15 protein-coding genes and 1 other RNA gene are annotated in these 18,000 nt (G+C 61.1%); 12 read left to right on the top strand and 4 right to left on the bottom strand.

The annotated features are described in order from the left end of the window. Window positions 1-142: 142 nt before the first annotated feature. The 4 genes from ssrA to ompA form a co-directional block, all read right to left on the bottom strand. Window positions 143-512: a transfer-messenger RNA gene (ssrA, locus tag J2W46_RS07300) on the bottom strand. Between the two features lie 118 nt (window positions 513-630). After that, window positions 631-1,344, bottom strand: coding sequence for a phosphoglycolate phosphatase (gene gph / locus J2W46_RS07295; RefSeq protein WP_310352515.1), 714 nt, complete (start codon window positions 1,342-1,344; stop codon window positions 631-633). Window positions 1,345-1,373: 29 nt separating this feature from the next. Continuing rightward, entirely contained in the window at window positions 1,374-2,072 is a 699-nt protein-coding gene (gene ubiG / locus J2W46_RS07290) for a bifunctional 2-polyprenyl-6-hydroxyphenol methylase/3-demethylubiquinol 3-O-methyltransferase UbiG (RefSeq protein WP_310352513.1), read from the bottom strand. A gap of 202 nt (window positions 2,073-2,274) precedes the next feature. Then, complete coding sequence (gene ompA / locus J2W46_RS07285) at window positions 2,275-2,922, bottom strand: outer membrane protein OmpA (RefSeq protein WP_013340148.1); 648 nt, start codon at window positions 2,920-2,922, stop codon at window positions 2,275-2,277. Window positions 2,923-3,409: 487 nt separating this feature from the next. Between ompA and gyrA the strand changes: the two genes are divergently transcribed. The 12 genes from gyrA to lapB all read left to right on the top strand — a co-directional run bounded on the left by gyrA (window position 3,410) and on the right by lapB (window position 17,961). Next, window positions 3,410-6,046, top strand: a complete 2,637-nt coding sequence (gene gyrA, locus J2W46_RS07280; RefSeq protein WP_027804785.1) for a DNA gyrase subunit A — start codon at window positions 3,410-3,412, stop codon at window positions 6,044-6,046. A gap of 122 nt (window positions 6,047-6,168) precedes the next feature. Then, window positions 6,169-6,771 carry a DUF2059 domain-containing protein gene (locus tag J2W46_RS07275; RefSeq protein WP_027776416.1) on the top strand — a complete coding sequence of 201 codons (603 nt, stop codon included), beginning with the start codon at window positions 6,169-6,171 and terminating at the stop codon, window positions 6,769-6,771. A gap of 294 nt (window positions 6,772-7,065) precedes the next feature. Continuing rightward, entirely contained in the window at window positions 7,066-8,148 is a 1,083-nt protein-coding gene (serC, locus tag J2W46_RS07270; RefSeq protein WP_088175425.1) for a 3-phosphoserine/phosphohydroxythreonine transaminase, read from the top strand. A gap of 77 nt (window positions 8,149-8,225) precedes the next feature. Continuing rightward, window positions 8,226-9,308, top strand: coding sequence for a prephenate dehydratase (gene pheA, locus J2W46_RS07265; RefSeq protein WP_027804783.1), 1,083 nt, complete (start codon window positions 8,226-8,228; stop codon window positions 9,306-9,308). A gap of 84 nt (window positions 9,309-9,392) precedes the next feature. Then, window positions 9,393-10,505, top strand: coding sequence for a histidinol-phosphate transaminase (hisC, locus tag J2W46_RS07260; RefSeq protein ID WP_310352511.1), 1,113 nt, complete (start codon window positions 9,393-9,395; stop codon window positions 10,503-10,505). Between the two features lie 52 nt (window positions 10,506-10,557). Continuing rightward, window positions 10,558-11,499, top strand: coding sequence for a prephenate dehydrogenase (locus J2W46_RS07255; RefSeq protein ID WP_310352508.1), 942 nt, complete (start codon window positions 10,558-10,560; stop codon window positions 11,497-11,499). A gap of 19 nt (window positions 11,500-11,518) precedes the next feature. Then, window positions 11,519-12,823 carry a 3-phosphoshikimate 1-carboxyvinyltransferase gene (gene aroA / locus J2W46_RS07250; protein WP_310352506.1) on the top strand — a complete coding sequence of 435 codons (1,305 nt, stop codon included), beginning with the start codon at window positions 11,519-11,521 and terminating at the stop codon, window positions 12,821-12,823. 35 nt (window positions 12,824-12,858) lie between these two features. After that, window positions 12,859-13,545 carry a (d)CMP kinase gene (gene cmk, locus J2W46_RS07245; protein ID WP_088175316.1) on the top strand — a complete coding sequence of 229 codons (687 nt, stop codon included), beginning with the start codon at window positions 12,859-12,861 and terminating at the stop codon, window positions 13,543-13,545. Between the two features lie 174 nt (window positions 13,546-13,719). Next, entirely contained in the window at window positions 13,720-15,453 is a 1,734-nt protein-coding gene (rpsA, locus tag J2W46_RS07240; protein WP_020068971.1) for a 30S ribosomal protein S1, read from the top strand. Between the two features lie 101 nt (window positions 15,454-15,554). Next, the gene (locus J2W46_RS07235; RefSeq protein ID WP_006050255.1) at window positions 15,555-15,878 is read left to right on the top strand and encodes an integration host factor subunit beta; all 324 of its coding nucleotides are present in this window, start codon (window positions 15,555-15,557) and stop codon (window positions 15,876-15,878) included. Window positions 15,879-16,421: 543 nt separating this feature from the next. Next, window positions 16,422-16,715 (top strand): LapA family protein, encoded by a 294-nt coding sequence (locus J2W46_RS07230; protein ID WP_020068970.1) that lies wholly within the window; start codon window positions 16,422-16,424, stop codon window positions 16,713-16,715. 70 nt (window positions 16,716-16,785) lie between these two features. Continuing rightward, window positions 16,786-17,961: a lipopolysaccharide assembly protein LapB gene (gene lapB / locus J2W46_RS07225; RefSeq protein ID WP_027776423.1), complete on the top strand. Its 1,176-nt coding sequence runs from the start codon at window positions 16,786-16,788 to the stop codon at window positions 17,959-17,961. Window positions 17,962-18,000 lie beyond the last annotated feature (39 nt).

Below are 18,000 nucleotides of genomic sequence, written 5' to 3'. Positions count from 1 at the left end.
GCGCCGACGCAATTTGCGCTGCACAGTTCGTGGTGGGCGGGATCGCCATACCAAAGCGCTGGCGATCTAAAGACAAAAAACCCCGAGCGGCTAGCGCCGTCGGGGTATTCGTTAAGGCATTGCCATTTGCCTGAAAGGTGTCTGGTGGAGGCGGCGGGAATCGAACCCGCGTCCAGAAGCACTCTACGACCAGTTCTACATGTTTAGTTCTGTCATTTGATTTAACCATAGTGACGCGGACGAACACGCTGCACTACGGCGATTCACTAGATTTTCGACCCGGACGTCGTGACTCCGTCAAGGCTTAACTGACGTATATGACCTCTGTCGGTATTGCTACCGGTCTTGCGACTCTAGCCCGTCAGTGAACTAGGCAGAGGACGGCGGCCCTTAGGCTGCCAGTGCGAACGTATCGTCGTTTGCAGTTACGTTTTTCCCATTGATTAACGAGGTGACGGGTCCTCGACATGCCCTAGCCGCTTCGCAACCCCTGTCGAAACCAGGTCGCCCCCGCGGTTCGTTGCTCAGAACTTCGAGCCAGCGTATATTTTACAATAGTTTGACCGCCGTGTCTTGGCCCATTCCTGGTGGATGTGAGCTGTCCGTTCGGGCCCGTGCCGAGGCCGGTCGCTAACCGATGTCGCGAAGCAGCTTCTGCAGCTCGGCCGGCGACTGCACGACATGCTGCGCATGCCATTGCGTCGGCGGAATATCGTCCCCGCAATAGCCGTAGGCCGCGGCCACCGTCTTCATGCCGGCAGCAAACCCAGCCTGCACATCGCGCAGATCGTCGCCGACGTAGACGATGCGCTCGGGCGTCACGTCGAGTTCGCGAGCGGCGTGCAGCAACGGCGCCGGGTGTGGTTTCGAATGCGGAGTCGTATCGCCGCTGACCACGCAGCCCGCCCGCTCTTCCAGACCCAGTTGCGCGACCAGCGGTTCCGTGAGCCGCGCCACCTTGTTCGTGACGATGCCCCAGCGCACGCCCCGTGCGTCGAGTTCATCCAGCAGTTCGGGGATGCCCGGAAAGAGCGTGGTTTCGATGCAAAGGTCCGCTTCGTAGTTGGCGAGGAACTCCTCGCGCATCGATGCGAACTCGTGGTCGTCAGACCCAATGCCGAACGCCCCGCCGAGCAGCCCTCGCGCGCCAGCCGACGCGAGCGGCCGTAGTCGTTCGAGCGGGACCATATCCAGCCCGCGATCATGGCGCATCTTGTTGACGGCGGCGGCAAGGTCTGGCGCCGTATCGGCCAGCGTGCCGTCGAGGTCGAACAGCACGGCTTGGCAAAGACCCAGTGCGTCATCGTGGTCTTCGCGTTGGGGCAGGGGCGTAGGATCGCTCATCGATTGGATTGGGTCGGCGTTCGGGCGGATCAGGCGTCGCGGCGGCAGGCGAGCATGTAGTTCACGCTCGTATCTGCGGAAAGCGCGAAGTGCTTGCTGAGCGGGTTATAGACAATACCCTTGATGTCTGCAGTGCGCAGGCCGGCGGCTCGCACGAAGCCCGCGAGTTCGGACGGACGGATAAAACGCGCATAGTCGTGCGTGCCTTTGGGCAGCATGCGCGCAATGTATTCCGCGCCGATCACCGCAAACAGGTATGACTTCACGTTACGGTTGAGCGTGGAAAAGAACACCCAGCCGCCCGGTTTGACGAGCGTCTTGCACGCCTCGACGATCGCGGCGGGCTGCGGCACATGTTCCAGCATTTCCATGCAGGTGACCACGTCGTAGGTGCCCGGCTCACGTGCGGCGAGCGCCTCGGCGGCGATCTCCTCGTAATTAACCGTTACACCGCTTTCAAGGCTGTGAAGATCGGCGACGCCAAGAGCTTCGCTCGACAAGTCGATTCCTTTGACGTGCGCGCCGAGGCCGGCCATCGACTCGGACAGAATGCCGCCGCCGCAACCGATGTCCAGCACGTGCTTGCCGGCCAGATGCGCGTGGGCGTCGATCCAGCTCAAGCGAACGGGGTTGAGTTCATGCAGCGGTTTGAACTCGGCGTTTGGGTCCCACCAACGATGCGCAAGGTCGCTGAATTTCTGTAGTTCGTGGGGATCGGCGTTGGTCATGGCGAAGCTGCCTCGATGAGAGCGGTGAGCGGGCGCTCGAGGATAAACCCGGAGTATATAGGCGAGGGGCCGGGGCGGCAAAATGCCGCCCGCGCGTGCAAGCGGTTGGCGGCGCTCGCCTGGCTTGATCGGCGATCTGCGCAGTCTGCGCAAAAAAAAGCCCCGCCGAAGCGGGGCTTTTTGTACTGCGGTAGTTTGTAGCTTACTGCTTCGAAGTACCGACAACTTCGACTTCCACGCGACGATCCGGTGCGAGGCAGGCGATGAGTTGCTTGCGGTTCTTCTGGTTGCAACCGGTCGTGACCGGGTTGCGCTTGCCCTTGCCTTCCGTGTAGATACGGTTGGATTCGATGCCCTTGCTGACGAGGTATGCCTTCACAGCTTGAGCGCGACGCAGCGACAGACGGTCGTTGTACTTGTCCGAACCGATGCGGTCCGTGTAACCCGTTGCCACGACGACTTCGAGGTTCAAGCCCTGGATCTTCGATGCCAGATCGTCCAGCTTTTCTTTGCCAGCCGGCTTCAGGATAGCCTTGTCGAAGTCGAACAGTGCGTCAGCCTGATACGTGATTTTCTGGCTGGTGATGGCCGGTGCCGGTGCGACCGGTGCCGGCGGCGTCGGAGCCTGGGCAACCAGTGCGCCGTCGCACTTTGCGTTAGCCGTTGCCGGCGTCCAGAATGCATCGCGCCAGCAAAGCTCGTTCGTGCCGTTCATCCACACGTATTCGCCAGTACCATTCACCCAGTTGTCATTGGTAGCTTGTCGCGACGCCGGCACCGACTGTGCCATTGCGGATGCAGCCATAACTGCGGTAGCTGCAATGAACGCGAGCTTTGAAAGTTTATTCATATTTCTCCTCTCGAATTTGAGATTACCGCAGGTTTACTGCGAGCCTGTTGACGAAGACAAGTCATACATTGCTCGAAGTATAACATTGGTGCCAAACAAAAAACGTTGTGTGTAGACTTCGAGCAGTGTCTGACTCTTTGTGCGTTGGCATTTTGCCATATCGTTCCCTTCCGACGATAAAAAAATCCGCCCCCGATCAAAACGCCTTCCAATTGTGGTGCATGCGCAACAGAACCGATCGCCCGGAGCGTCCCGCCAGTCATGGCTGAGCGCGAAATTGCCCCACGCATTAATCGAGCCTGGCCGGCCCGGATATGGGGCATTTGAACGCCGCTCTGACGCCTTTGCCGAGCACTCGCTAATAGGTATACGTGCGACCGTCGGGCGCGGATGACCGGCATGTTAGAATCGCGTGATGCGTTGCGCCTGCAATGCTTACGCGAAGGCGCCGTCTTCCCGTCGCCTTCGCACGTAAAAGATACGGATAATGGATCAATTCGCCAAAGAGACTCTGCCAATCTCCCTAGAGGAGGAAATGCGCCGTTCGTATCTCGATTACGCGATGAGCGTGATCGTAGGGCGTGCGCTTCCCGACGTTCGCGATGGCCTGAAGCCGGTCCACCGGCGCGTGCTTTACGCGATGCACGAACTGAACAACGACTGGAACCGCGCGTACAAGAAGTCGGCGCGTATCGTCGGCGACGTCATCGGTAAGTACCACCCGCACGGCGACACGGCTGTATACGACACCATCGTCCGGATGGCGCAGGACTTTTCGCTGCGTTACATGCTGGTAGACGGCCAGGGCAACTTCGGTTCGGTCGACGGCGACAACGCCGCGGCCATGCGATACACCGAAATCCGCATGGCCAAGATCGGCCACGAACTGCTTGCCGACATCGACAAGGAAACGGTCGACTTCACGCCGAACTACGACGGCAGCGAGAACGAGCCGGCCATTCTGCCCGCGCGCATTCCCAATCTGCTGATCAACGGCTCGTCGGGTATTGCGGTCGGCATGGCGACCAACATTCCGCCGCACAACCTGAACGAGGTTGTCGACGCGTGCCAGCACCTGCTCAGGAACCCGGAAGCCACGATTGACGAACTGATCGAGATCGTTCCGGCCCCCGATTTCCCGACCGCCGGCATCATTTACGGCGTGGCAGGCGTGCGCGACGGCTATCGCACCGGCCGTGGCCGCGTGGTAATGCGCGCGCTGACGCACTTCGAAGAGATCGATCGCGGCCAGCGCATGTCGATCATCGTCGACGAATTGCCGTATCAGGTGAACAAGCGCTCGCTTCTCGAGCGTATTGCCGAACTCGTCAACGAGAAAAAGCTGGAAGGCATTTCCGATATCCGCGACGAGTCCGACAAGAGCGGTATGCGCGTCGTGATCGAGTTGAAGCGCGGCGAAGTGCCGGAAGTCGTCCTGAACAATCTGTATAAGGCGACCCAGCTTCAGGACACTTTCGGCATGAATATGGTCGCGCTGGTCGACGGCCAGCCGAAGCTGCTGAATCTGAAGGAAATGTTGTCGTGCTTCCTGTCGCATCGCCGGGAAGTGCTGACGCGGCGCACTGTATACGAACTGCGCAAAGCTCGCGAACGTGGCCACGTGCTCGAGGGTCTGGCCGTTGCGCTCGCCAATATCGACGAGTTCATCGCGATCATCAAGGCCGCGCCGACTCCGCCGATCGCAAAGCAGGAATTGATGGCGCGTCCGTGGGATTCCTCCCTGGTGCGAGAAATGTTGTCTCGCGCCGAAACGGAAAACGCGTCGGCCGGTGGCCGCGAAGCCTATCGTCCTGACGGATTGAATCCGTCCTTCGGTATGCAGTCGGACGGCCTCTACCGTTTGTCCGACACCCAGGCTCAGGAAATTCTGCAGATGCGTCTGCAGCGCCTGACCGGCCTGGAGCAGGACAAGATCATTGGCGAGTATCGCGACGTCATGGCGCAGATTGCCGATTTGCTGGACATCCTGGCGCGCCCGGAGCGGATTACGGCGATCATCGTCGACGAACTCACGTCGATCAAGTCGGAATTCGGCGACGCGCGCCGCTCGAAGATCGAACTGAACGCAACCGAGCTGAACACCGAAGATCTGATCACGCCGCAAGAAATGGTCGTGACCATGTCGCACGCCGGTTACGTCAAATCGCAGCCGTTGTCCGAATATCGCGCCCAGAAGCGCGGCGGTCGCGGCAAGCAGGCGACTTCCATGAAGGAAGACGACTGGATCGACACGCTGTTCATTGCGAACACGCACGACCATATTCTGTGCTTCTCGAACCGCGGCCGCGTGTATTGGGTCAAGGTCTACGAAGTGCCGCAAGGTTCGCGGAACTCGCGCGGTCGTCCGATCGTCAATATGTTCCCGCTGCTGGAAGGCGAGAAGATCACGGTCGTGCTGCCGGTCAAGGAATTTTCCGCAGACAAGTTCGTGTTCATGGCCACCGCGTTAGGAACGGTAAAGAAGACGCCGCTCGAAGCCTTCAGCCGACCGTTGCGCAAGGGTATTATCGCGGTCGGTCTCGATGACGGCGATTACCTGATCGGCGCGGCTATCACAGACGGTCAACACGACGTCATGCTGTTCTCCGATTCTGGCAAGGCGGTCCGCTTCGACGAAAACGACGTGCGGCCAATGGGACGCGAGGCGCGCGGCGTCCGTGGCATGCAACTCGAAGACGGTCAGAACGTGATCGCGTTGCTGGTGGCGGGCGACGAGCAGCAGTCGGTGCTCACGGCTACGGAAAACGGCTTCGGCAAACGCACGCCGATCACCGAGTACACGCGTCACGGTCGCGGCACGAAAGGCATGATCGCGATCCAGACGTCGGAGCGCAACGGCAAGGTCGTTGCGGCCACGCTGGTCGACCAGGAAGCGCAGATCATGCTGATTACCAATACGGGCGTGCTTATCCGTACGCGCGTGTCGGAAATTCGAGAAATGGGCCGTGCAACCCAAGGTGTTACACTCATCAGCCTTGACGAAGGGACCAAGCTTTCAGGTCTGCAACAGGTTGCCGAAGCAGAAGCAGACGTCGATGTGGAAGGCGACGCCGAAGGTCCCGCCGACGGCAGCAACGACGTCGAAGACGGCGGTGCGGCCTGACCTGCGTCGCGGCTTGCGCATTCGTTAACCGGTTGAAAGCTGCGCAGGAAACAATAGCGTGTCGGGCCGACATGCTTTCTGCGCGGCAAGCAGTTCAAGTCAATTTCTATTAGGGAGTAATGATGCAGAAACGATTTAAACAACTGGCGTTGCTGGCTGCCCTCGTGCCGACGTTTGCAATGGCTCAAGCGCTTCAGAGCCAGGCTCCGTCGGCTCCGGCTGCTGCCGCAGCACCGGTTGATCCGGCCAAGCAGGCTGCAATCAAGGACCTGCTGGACGCAATCGACGCGCAGAAGCTCGTCGGCGCGATCGGCAACAGCGCACAAATGCAAGCAAAGCAGCTGGTTCCGGCTATCCTCTCGGACGCGCTGAGCGAGAACAAGACGATGACGGACAAGCAGAAGCAGGCTTCCGTCCCGACGCTGCAAAAGAACGCAGTGCCGAAGCTGGTTGACGGCGCAGGCCAGGTCTTCGCGACGGACAGCTTCCGCCAGGACGCAATGCAAGCTCAGTACGATGCTTACGCAAAGTACTACAGCACGTCGGAAATCAAAGATCTGACCACGTTCTACAAGAGCCCGACGGGCCGTAAGTTCATCCAGGTTCAAGACCAGGTTGGCCGCGACGTCGTCAACGGCTTGATGCAAAAGTACATGCCGCAATCGATCAAGGCGACGCGTGACCAGGCTGACAAGGAAGTCGCTTCGGTCAAGCCGGCTAAGTAAAGCCTCGGGCGAATACTGCGCTCGCGCGCCAGTGGCGGCCCCTTGCCGGGCCGCCGGGTTTGGCGGGTTCGCGGGGACAGTGCGATAATGGCCGTTTGCGCGTGTGCGCAAATGGCCATTATTTTTTGGCGCGAGATTGTGGAGTCTGCTGCGTTTTGATCGCCGCGTTGCAGGTCGACACAGCGTTTCTCGTCTGTCAATAAATCTAGCCGGTTCAGCAGCTTATTTTCGCGGCGGCCTCTTCGCCGACTCGTGCGCGATCTTCCGTTTTCGCGCCGCTTTCAGGATCTCACGATGCGCGTCTTTAATTTCTCCGCCGGCCCGGCGGCCATGCCCGAAGAAGTGCTGCGTCAGGCAGCCGACGAGATGCTCGACTGGCAAGGCAGCGGCATGAGCGTGATGGAAATGAGCCATCGTGGAAAAGAATTCATGTCGATCCACGAGGAAGCGCTCCTCGACCTGCGCGAGTTGCTGGCCGTGCCGGCGAGCCACCGCATCCTGTTTCTGCAAGGTGGCGGTCTCGGCGAAAACGCAATCGTGCCGATGAACCTGCTCGGTTCGAAGCCGCGCGCCGACTTCGTCGTCACGGGTTCGTGGTCGCAAAAGTCACTGAAGGAAGCGCAGAAGTACGGCACCGTGCACGTTGCGGCAAGCGGCGAGACGGCTGACGGTTTCACGCGCGCGCCTGCATTTTCCGAATGGCAAATGTCGGACGATCCGGCTTACGTGCACTTGTGCACGAACGAAACGATCCACGGCGTCGAGACATTCGAGATTCCTGATCTCGGCAACGTGCCCTTGGTAGCGGACGCGTCGTCTCACATCCTGTCGCGTCCCATGGACATCGCCAAATACGGCGTGCTGTTTGGCGGCGCGCAGAAGAATATCGGCATGGCCGGCGTGACGGTCGTGATCGTGCGCGAGGACATGCTGGATCGCGCGCAGGCCATTTGCCCGTCGGCGTTCGAATGGAAGACCGTCGCCGAGAACAATTCCATGTACAACACGCCGCCTACCTATGCGATCTACATCGCGGGGCTGGTGTTCAAGTGGTTGAAGAAGCAGGGCGGCCTTGCTGCAATCGAAGCACGTAATCTCGAGAAATCGAAGCTGTTGTACGACACGATCGACTCGAGCAGCTTCTATCTGAACAAGGTCGAGCGTAGCTCGCGTTCGCGGATGAACGTACCGTTCTTCCTCGCCGACGAGTCGCGCAATGAAGAATTTCTCGCCGGCGCGAAAGCGCGGGGAATGGTGCAGCTAAAGGGCCACAAGTCCGTCGGCGGCATGCGGGCGTCGATTTACAACGCCGTTCCGCTCGAAGGCGTCAAAGCGCTTGTCGAATACATGAAGGAATTTGAACAGCGCAGCGCCTGAGTGCTTCGGCATTCGGCGCGCGCATCCTTTCCAGCACGCTTTTTTTCCAGCAGCTATCGGCAGGACCGTTTTCACGCATGGACGACGAACTCAATAACCGACTCAAACCTCTTCGCGAACGCATCGACGCGCTCGACGCGCAGCTGATCGCGCTTCTCAATCAGCGCGCCGCGGTGGCGCTCGAAGTCGGCGAGGTCAAAAAGCATTTCAACGCGCCGGTGTTTCGCCCCGAACGCGAGCAGCAGGTGATCGCCCGTCTGCAGGACATGAGCGAGGGGCCGCTCGCGAGCGAGCATATCAGCGCGATCTGGCGCGAGATCATGGCGGCCAGCCGGGCGCTCGAAAAGACAATCAAGGCGGCTTACCTCGGGCCGGTGGGCACCTACAGCGAGCAGGCCATGCACGAGTACTTCGGTCAATCGATCGAGGGGCTGCCGTGTCCGTCGATTGACGAAGTATTTCGCTCGGTCGAAGCAGGCGCCGCCGAATTCGGCGTCGTGCCTGTCGAGAATTCGACCGAAGGCGCGGTATCGCGCACGCTGGATCTGCTGTTGCAAACTCAGTTGGCCATTGGCGGCGAACTTGCGTTGCCGATTCATCACAATCTGTTGACGCTGAATGGCGGCCTTGCGGGCGTCACGCGCGTGTGTGCGCACGCGCAGGCGCTCGCGCAATGTCAGCGCTGGCTCGCGACCAATGCGCCGCATCTGGAGCGCCAGGCGGTGTCGAGCAACGCGGAAGCCGCGCGCATGGCGGCGGAAGATCCGACCGTCGCGGCGATCGCGGGCGACCGCGCTGCGACCCACTACGGCTTGCAAGTTGCCTATGCGCTGATTCAGGACGACCCGCACAACCGCACCCGCTTCGTCATGATCGGCAAGGAACGCACAGGCGTGAGCGGACACGACCAGACGTCGCTGATCGTGTCGGTGGCTAATGAACCGGGAGCCGTGTTCAAGCTGCTGGAGCCGCTCGCTCGTCATAGCGTCTCGATGACCCGCTTCGAATCGCGGCCAGCGCGCGTGGGTACGTGGGAGTACTACTTTTATATCGACGTCGAGGGCCACCGCGACGATCCGGCTGTAGCGGCCGCGCTTGAAGAGCTTGGCCAGAAGGCAGCATTTCTGAAGATTCTCGGCTCGTATCCGCGTGCGCGCTAACGGTCACCGGTCGGCGAGTAAGCTCACGCAGACAGCAGGCCGGCGCGCTGGCCGCGACTTTTCTAATAATCGTTCGGAGATTTCATGACAACGTCCTTCGGTCCTTCTTACGTACGCGCTATAGCGCCCTACATTGCCGGTAAGCCCATTTCTGAAGTGGCGCGCGAGTTCGGGTTGGACGAAGCGAACATCGTGAAGCTCGCGTCGAACGAGAACCCGCTCGGCATGCCGGAGTCGGCTAAACGTGCGATGGCGCAAGCCGCGAGCGAGCTGGGCCGCTATCCCGACGCGAATGCGTTCGAACTGAAGGCCGCACTGAGCGAGCGCTACGGCGTGCCGTCGGACTGGATCACGCTCGGTAATGGCAGCAACGACATTCTCGAGATTGCCGCGCACGCGTTCGTCGAGAAAGGGCAGTCGATCATTTACGCGCAGTACTCGTTTGCGGTCTACGCGCTCGCCACGCAAGGCCTGGGCGCGCGTGCGATCGTGGTGCCGGCGGTCAAGTACGGGCACGATCTCGACGCGATGCTGGCCGCGATCACCGACGACACGCGCCTGATCTTCGTCGCCAATCCGAACAACCCGACCGGTACGTTTATCGAAGGTTCGAAGCTCGAAGCGTTTCTCGACAAGGTGCCGCGCAACGTGGCAGTGGTTCTGGACGAGGCGTACACCGAATATCTGCCCGCGGAAAAGCGCTACGACTCCATCGAGTGGGTGCGCCGTTATCCGAACCTGCTCGTGTCGCGCACGTTTTCGAAGGCGTTCGGTCTCGCTGGCCTGCGTGTCGGCTTCGCGATTGCCCAACCGGAGTTGACCGACTTGCTGAACCGTCTGCGTCAACCGTTCAATGTGAACACGCTCGCGCAAGCCGCAGCCATCGCCGCGCTCAACGACAAGGCGTTCCTGGAGAAAAGCGCGGCGCTCAACGCGCAGGGTTATCGCCGTTTGACTGAAGCGTTCGAGAAGCTCGGCCTCGAATACGTGCCGTCCGACGGCAATTTCGTGCTGGTGCGCGTCGGCAATGACGACGCGGCCGGCAATCGCGTGAACACTGAATTGCTGAAGCAGGGCGTGATCGTGCGTCCGGTCGGCAACTACGGATTACCGCAGTGGCTGCGCGTCACGATCGGACTGCCGGAAGAAAACGAAGCGTTCATCGCGGCACTCGAAAAAACCTTCGCCACCGCCTAGGCGGCGAACCTTGACCCACGCGCCTCGTCGATATGAAAGGCGCGCTTTTTGTGTGACCGACGTGGCCGCGTTTTCTTTTAACAAGCTGGTGATTTTTGGTGTCGGCCTTATCGGCGGATCGCTTGCGCGCGCACTGCGCGAGCGCGGCGAAGCGGACGGCGCGCGCACGGTAATTGGCGTGGGCCGCTCGGCTGCGTCGACCGGGCGCGCGGTCGAACTCGGCGTGATCGATAGTTCGGCGGCATTGTCCGACGACGCCGCGCTGCGCGAAGCGCTTGCCGACGCCGACGTCGTACTACTCGCGGCGCCTGTCGCGCAGACTCAGCCGCTTCTTGAACGCATTGCGCCATTTCTCGGCTCAGATACGATCGTGACCGACGCCGGCAGCACCAAATCCGACGTTGTCGCCGCTGCCCGTGCCGCACTGGGCGCGCGCATCGGCCAGTTCGTGCCAGGGCATCCCATTGCCGGGCGCGAGTCGAGCGGCGTCGAGGCCGCGTTGCCGGACCTGTATGTCGGCCGCAATGTCGTACTGTGTCCGTTGCCGGAGAATGCGCCGGGTACCGTCGAGCGCATCGCGTCGATGTGGCGCGCGACTGGCGCGCTCGTGCGCGACATGGCACCGGAGCAGCACGACCGCGTGTTCGCGTCGGTCAGTCATTTGCCGCATGTATTGTCGTTCGCGCTCGTCGAGCAGATTCTCAATTCGCCCGATGCCGCACTGAAATTTTCGTTCGCCGCGGGCGGCTTTCGCGACTTCACGCGAATTGCCGCGTCGAGCCCGGAAATGTGGCGCGACGTCTGCATTGCCAACCGCGTTGCACTGCTTGATGAACTCGACGCCTATTCTGCGGTGCTGGCGCGCCTGCGCACGGCTATCGAGGCTGCCGACGGCGCCGCGCTCGAAGCCGTGTTTGCCCGCTCTCGTCTCGCGCGTACCGAATGGCAGGAGCAACGCGCGGGTGGCGGCGCGCCGGGCGACGCGTCCAAATAACCGGAAACTGGACTCAATCATGGAATTCCTCGATCTCGGACCATTTTCTCGTGCGTCCGGCACGGTTCGTTTGCCTGGTTCGAAGAGCATTTCGAATCGGGTGCTGCTGCTCGCGGCGCTCGCCGAAGGCGAAACGACAATCACGAACCTGCTCGACTCCGACGACACGCGCGTGATGCTCGACGCGCTCGAAAAGCTGGGCGTGCGGCTGAAGCGCGACGGCGACACGTGCGTCGTGACCGGCACGCGCGGCGCTGTCACGGCGCGTACGGCCGATCTGTTCCTCGGCAATGCCGGTACGGCGGTTCGTCCGCTGACCGCGGCACTCGCGGTGAATGGCGGCGACTATCGCATTCACGGCGTGCCGCGCATGCACGAGCGGCCAATCGGCGATCTGGTCGATGGATTGCGGCAGATCGGCGCGAGAATCGACTACGAGGAAAACGAAGGCTTTCCGCCGCTGCGAATCCGCCCGGCGCAGATTTCCGCCGAGGCGCCGATCCGCGTGCGCGGCGACGTCTCCAGCCAGTTCCTCACGTCGCTGCTGATGACACTGCCGCTTTTGCGCACCGAAAGCGGCGTGAGCACCGTTCAGATCGACGGCGAACTCATTTCCAAGCCGTATATCGATATCACGATCAAGCTGATGGCGCGCTTTGGCATCGAGGTCGAGCGCAATGGCTGGCATCAGTTCGTGGTGCCGGCGGGGCAGCGTTATCAATCGCCGGGCACCATCATGGTGGAAGGCGACGCGTCGTCGGCGTCCTATTTCCTCGCGGCGGGCGCCCTCGGCGGCGGGCCGCTGAAGGTGGAGGGCGTCGGCCGTTCAAGCATTCAGGGCGACGTCGGCTTCGCGGATGCGCTCATTAAGATGGGCGCGAATCTGCAGATGGGCGAGGACTGGATCGAAGTGCGCGGCGTCGGCCACGACAGCGGCAAGCTCGAGCCGATCGACATGGACTTCAACCTGATCCCCGACGCCGCCATGACCATAGCGGTTGCCGCGCTGTTCGCCGACGGCACGACCACGCTGCGCAACATTGCGAGCTGGCGCGTGAAAGAAACGGACCGGATCGCGGCGATGGCCACCGAGCTACGCAAGGTCGGCGCGAAGGTGCAGGAGGGCGAAGACTTCCTGGTGGTCACGCCGCCAGAGAAACTGATTCCGAACGCGTCGATCGACACCTACGACGATCACCGCATGGCGATGTGTTTTTCGCTCGTGAGTCTCGGCGGCGTGCCTGTCCGGATCAATGACCCGAAGTGCGTCGGCAAGACATTTCCCGATTATTTCGAGCGCTTCACCGCGCTTGCCCAACCCTGATTCCTATGCGAATCGCCTGACGTGCGACTCTTTCGATGAAACCGATCCGTCCCTTTCACCAGACGCCCGTCATTACGATCGACGGCCCGAGTGCCTCCGGCAAAGGCACCGTGGCCGCGCTGGTCGCCGCGAGCCTCGGCTTCCACCTGCTCGACAGCGGCGCGCTGTACCGCCTCGCCGCGCTCGCCAGCATTCGCTACAACGTCGCGGCGGACGACGTCGAAGCCCTTGTAAAGCTGATCGACGACCTGCATATCACGTTTCGCGAAGGCCTCGCTCAGCTCGACGGAGTGGACGTTTCGGCGGACATTCGCGCCGAGGAAGTGGGCAGCCGCGCTTCCGCGATCGCCGTGCATGCCCCGGTGAGGGCCGCGCTGGTGGCGCGCCAGCGGGCGTTTCGCAAGGAGCCGGGCCTCGTCGCGGACGGTCGCGATATGGGCACGGTCATCTTCCAGGACGCCGTGCTCAAGGTGTTCATGACCGCCAGTGTGGAAGCCCGCGCGGCGCGGCGGCATAAGCAATTGATACAAAAAGGCTTTTCTGCTAACATAGATAACTTGCTCCGGGATTTGCGCGAGCGCGACGAGCGTGACAGTCAGCGCGCAGCCGCGCCGCTTAAGCCCGCAGCGGATGCAAAGCTGCTCGATACGTCCGCCTTATCGGTCGATCAGGCGGTCGAGCAGGTAGTCCAATGGTACGAAGCCCTGGTTCCGCAGGCGTGACTGGAATGCATCGAGCATCGGTCGCACATGAATGCGCGGCCGCAGTCGTAGTTCCATTGTGTGTTGGTGCTTCGCGATGGTCGCGAAGCGTTGTATTAACCCTTTAACCCCGCGTGGCATTCGCATTCTTGCCGTAGTTGCTGACCGTCCGGCCAGCCGGGCAGCGCGAAAACCATGCAAATTTCGATTTTTATGTCCGACCTGCAAACCTCTACCCCGAATACCGAATCTTTTGCGGCTCTGTTCGAAGAGTCGCTGACCAAGCAAGACATGCGCGCCGGCGAAGTGATTTCCGCCGAAGTCGTGCGTGTTGACCACAACTTCGTGGTCGTCAACGCTGGTCTCAAGTCCGAAGCCTACATCCCGCTCGAAGAGTTCCTGAACGACGCGGGCGAGGTAGAAGTGCAGGCGGGCGACTTCGTTTCCGTCGCGATCGACGCGCTGGAAAACGGCTATGGCGACACGATCCTGTCGCGCGACAAGGCGAAGCGTCTGGCTTCGTGGCTGTCGCTGGAAAAGGCTCTCGACAACAACGAACTCGTGACCGGCACGATCACGGGCAAGGTCAAGGGCGGCATGACCGTCATGGTCAACGGCATCCGCGCGTTTCTGCCGGGTTCGCTGGTCGACACGCGTCCGGTCAAGGACACGACCCCGTACGAAGGCAAGACGCTCGAATTCCGCGTCATCAAGCTCGACCGCAAGCGTAACAACGTCGTGTTGTCGCGCCGTGCCGTGATCGAAGCGACCCAGGGCGAAGAGCGCGCAAAGCTGCTCGAAACGCTGAAGGAAGGCGCGATCGTGGAAGGCGTGGTGAAGAACATCACCGACTACGGCGCGTTCGTGGACCTCGGCGGTATCGACGGCCTGCTGCACATCACCGACATCGCATGGCGTCGTGTGCGTCACCCGAGCGAAGTTCTGTCGGTTGGCCAGGAAGTCACCGCGAAGATCCTCAAGTTCGACCAGGAAAAGAACCGCGTTTCGCTGGGCATCAAGCAACTCGGCGACGATCCGTGGGAAGGCATCTCGCGTCGTTACCCGTCGGGCACGCGCCTGTTCGGTAAGGTCACGAACATCACCGACTACGGCGCATTCGTCGAAGTGGAATCGGGCATTGAAGGCCTCGTCCACGTGTCGGAAATGGACTGGACGAACAAGAACGTTGCACCGTCGAAGGTTGTTCAGCTGGGCGACGAAGTCGAAGTCATGGTTCTCGAAATCGACGAAGACCGCCGCCGTATCAGCCTCGGCATGAAGCAGTGCAAGCCGAACCCGTGGGACGACTTCAGCCGCAACTTCAAGAAGGGCGACAAGCTGCAAGGCGCAATCAAGTCGATTACCGACTTCGGCGTCTTCATCGGTCTGCCGGGCGGCATCGACGGTCTGGTTCACCTTTCGGACCTGTCGTGGTCGGAAACGGGCGAAGAAGCTGTTCGCAAGTACAAGAAGGGCGACGAAGTGGAAGCGATCGTTCTCGGCATCGACGTCGAGAAGGAACGCATTTCGCTGGGTATCAAGCAGCTCGAAGGCGACCCGTTCAGCAACTTCGTTGCAATGAACGACAAGGGCTCGATCGTCGACGGCGTGGTCAAGACGGTAGATGCGAAGGGTGCAGTGGTTCAGCTGTCGGCTGAAGTCGAAGGCTACCTGCGCGCTTCGGAAATCGCACAAGACCGCGTGGAAGATGCTCGTAACGTGCTGAAGGAAGGCGACAAGGTCAACGCGATGATCATCAACATCGATCGCAAGTCGCGTGGCATCAACCTGTCGATCAAGGCGAAGGACTCGGCTGAGCAACAGGAAGCGATCCGCGGCCTGGCTTCGTCGGATTCCAGCGCAGCTGCTACCGGCACGACCAACCTCGGCGCACTGCTGAAGGCCAAGCTCGACGGTCAGAACCAGTAATTGAGGAACGCCCCTGAACCTGCCGTCTTTGCGCGGCAGGTATCCCTTTGCGGGGAAAACCTGGGGGCGGCTCGGCGTTTTCTTGAGAGGTCTGCTGCAGTATGACCAAATCGGAATTGGTCGCCCAACTGGCTACGCGGTTTCCGCAACTTGTCCTAAAAGATGCGGATTTCGCGGTGAAGACGATGCTTGATGCGATGTCGGAGGCACTTGCCAAAGGTCATCGCATCGAAATTCGAGGTTTCGGCAGCTTCGGCCTGAACCGCCGTCCTTCCCGCGTCGGGCGCAATCCGAAGTCGGGCGAAAAAGTGCTGGTGCCTGAGAAGTACGTGCCGCACTTCAAGCCGGGCAAGGAATTGCGCGAGCGGGTCGATCGTCGCGCGGGTGAGCCGTTGAAGGCGGAAGAGCCGGACGACGATCTGTAAATGCTTCGCCATACGCTGTGCATTTGGCAGCGTGGCTTTGGTAGCGTCAGCGGCCAGTGCCAGTCGGCAAAAAGAAGAAATGCGCCTCCGGGCGCTTTTTTTTCGCCTGCGCATTTTCGGTCCACCTCGGCGGACACGTACGTGCCGGTTGAGTTGTCGGGCGCAATGCCCGGCGCCTTAATAGCCGCGCTTTCAGCCAAGATATCAAGCAGTTTCCGCGCCGAGTTCTCGGTCGACGTCAAGACCACTTGTACGTCGAGTCTCAAGCTGCCGTCCAGCCGCCATCCCAGCCGCCGTCAAGCCGCCGTCCAAGCCACCATCCCCGTGACACATCCACCCACACTAAGCTCACAACAATCGCGCCAAATCCGAACCCCCGCTCGCACCATCACCGACGCTTTTCTGTAAGCGCAGGATCCGCCAGTTCCTGCCCAGTCGCGAGGGCTTCAATTACAATACGGGTCACTTCGGCGCGGGCAACACCGTGGCGCGACGCGTCATCAGGCCGGCGTCACCCCGCAACTGCCGTCAAGAGATCTATTCATGAAATTTATCGTCTGGCTGATCCGTGTACTGGTGTTCGTGCTGCTGTTGGTGCTCGCACTCTCCAATACGCAACCTGCTACGCTGAATTTCCTCGCTGGCTACGCGTGGTCGGCGCCGCTCATCCTGATTGGACTCGCGTTCTTCGGGGTTGGACTGCTCGCAGGTCTCGTTTCGTCGATGCCGGCTGTCGTGCGCCTGCGCATGGAGAATGGCCGCCTCAAGCGAGAACTGCGTGTGGCCCGCGAGGCGCCGGTCGTCGTTGAACAGCCGCCCATGCCGCCGCTGATCTGATTTTGTCGTTCGCCGCGCATATAGCGCGCGGCATTCCATTTCCGCCTTCAGGCTCATTTGCATTCATCGCATGGATCTAGACTTCTGGTGGCTGCTCGTCATACCCGTCGCTTTTGCGTTCGGCTGGATGGCTGCGCGCTACGACCTCAAGACGCTGCTGTCAGAAAGCGCCAATCTTCCGCGCTCCTATTTCCGCGGACTCAACTTTCTGCTCAACGAGCAGCCGGATCAGGCGATCGACGCGTTCATCGAAGTCGTCAAGCTCGATCCTGAAACCGTCGAACTTCACTTCGCACTGGGCAATCTTTTCCGGCGCCGCGGAGAAACGGACCGCGCCATTCGCGTGCATCAGAATCTGCTGAGTCGTGCGGATCTGCCGGTCAGCGAGCGTGATCACGCGCTATTCGAACTCGGGCAGGACTTCCTGAAAGCCGGCCTGCTGGACCGCGCGGAAGAAACCTTCCGTTCGCTCGAAACCGGCGACTACGCGTTGGGTGCGCAGCGCGCGCTGCTTACCATCTACGAAATCGAGAAGGACTGGATCAAGTCAATCGACACAGCGCGTCATCTGGAAACGATGGGCGCGGAGTCGCTCGACAAGGAAATCGCGCAGTTCCATTGCGAACTCGCTCAGGAAGCGCTGCAACAGAAAAAACCCGACGAAGCACGCCGGCAACTCGGCTTCGCGCTGAAGGCCAACCCTACCAACGTGCGCGCCACGATTCTGTTTGGCGACGTCGACGCGGCCGGCGGCGCACAGGAAGCGGCGATCGAACAATGGCGGCGGGTCGAGGAACAGAACCCTGCCTATCTGCCGCTCGTCGCAGAGAAGCTGATGAAGGCGTACGAAGCGCTCGGCCGCGCGCAGGAAGGCGCCGACCTGCTCACCACGTGGGTCGACCGCTATCCGAGCAATGATCTGCTCGACGTCGCGTACCAGCACGTCGCGTCGCTGCGCGGGCCAGATGCGGCGCACGCGCTCGCACGTTCGCAGATGCAAAAGTCGCCGAACCTCGCGGGTATGACGCGGCTGCTCGAAGCGCAACAGGCCGTCGCGGAAGAGCCGCGGCGCAGCGAACTCGAGCTGATGCGCACGCTGATCCGCCAGCGCACCAAAAATCTGCCGCGCTACACGTGCCAGAATTGCGGCTTCAGGGCGCGGCTTTTCTACTGGCAGTGCCCGGGTTGCAGCGGTTGGGAAACCTACGCGCCGCGCCGGGTCGAACCGATCACCGCGACGAACTGAGTTCGCGGACGGATTTGACATCGTGCTGATGACCGGCCT

This window comes from Paraburkholderia strydomiana (assembly GCF_031456815.1).
GTDB lineage: Bacteria > Pseudomonadota > Gammaproteobacteria > Burkholderiales > Burkholderiaceae > Paraburkholderia > Paraburkholderia caledonica.
The sequence above is the reverse complement of the archived record's forward strand: the minus strand, read 5'-3'. Positions and strand labels throughout refer to the sequence as shown.

Bases quoted from the DNA above. Each gene is read 5' to 3' on its own strand.
- gph (WP_310352515.1), bottom strand. From the start codon at position 1,344: ATGAGCGATCCTACGCCCCTGCCCCAACGCGAAGACCACGATGACGCA.
- ubiG (WP_310352513.1), bottom strand. From the start codon at position 2,072: ATGACCAACGCCGATCCCCACGAACTACAGAAATTCAGCGACCTTGCG.
- ompA (WP_013340148.1), bottom strand. From the start codon at position 2,922: ATGAATAAACTTTCAAAGCTCGCGTTCATTGCAGCTACCGCAGTTATG.
- gyrA (WP_027804785.1), top strand. From the start codon at position 3,410: ATGGATCAATTCGCCAAAGAGACTCTGCCAATCTCCCTAGAGGAGGAA.
- J2W46_RS07275 (WP_027776416.1), top strand. From the start codon at position 6,169: ATGCAGAAACGATTTAAACAACTGGCGTTGCTGGCTGCCCTCGTGCCG.
- serC (WP_088175425.1), top strand. From the start codon at position 7,066: ATGCGCGTCTTTAATTTCTCCGCCGGCCCGGCGGCCATGCCCGAAGAA.
- pheA (WP_027804783.1), top strand. From the start codon at position 8,226: ATGGACGACGAACTCAATAACCGACTCAAACCTCTTCGCGAACGCATC.
- hisC (WP_310352511.1), top strand. From the start codon at position 9,393: ATGACAACGTCCTTCGGTCCTTCTTACGTACGCGCTATAGCGCCCTAC.
- aroA (WP_310352506.1), top strand. From the start codon at position 11,519: ATGGAATTCCTCGATCTCGGACCATTTTCTCGTGCGTCCGGCACGGTT.
- cmk (WP_088175316.1), top strand. From the start codon at position 12,859: ATGAAACCGATCCGTCCCTTTCACCAGACGCCCGTCATTACGATCGAC.
- rpsA (WP_020068971.1), top strand. From the start codon at position 13,720: ATGCAAATTTCGATTTTTATGTCCGACCTGCAAACCTCTACCCCGAAT.
- J2W46_RS07235 (WP_006050255.1), top strand. From the start codon at position 15,555: ATGACCAAATCGGAATTGGTCGCCCAACTGGCTACGCGGTTTCCGCAA.
- J2W46_RS07230 (WP_020068970.1), top strand. From the start codon at position 16,422: ATGAAATTTATCGTCTGGCTGATCCGTGTACTGGTGTTCGTGCTGCTG.
- lapB (WP_027776423.1), top strand. From the start codon at position 16,786: ATGGATCTAGACTTCTGGTGGCTGCTCGTCATACCCGTCGCTTTTGCG.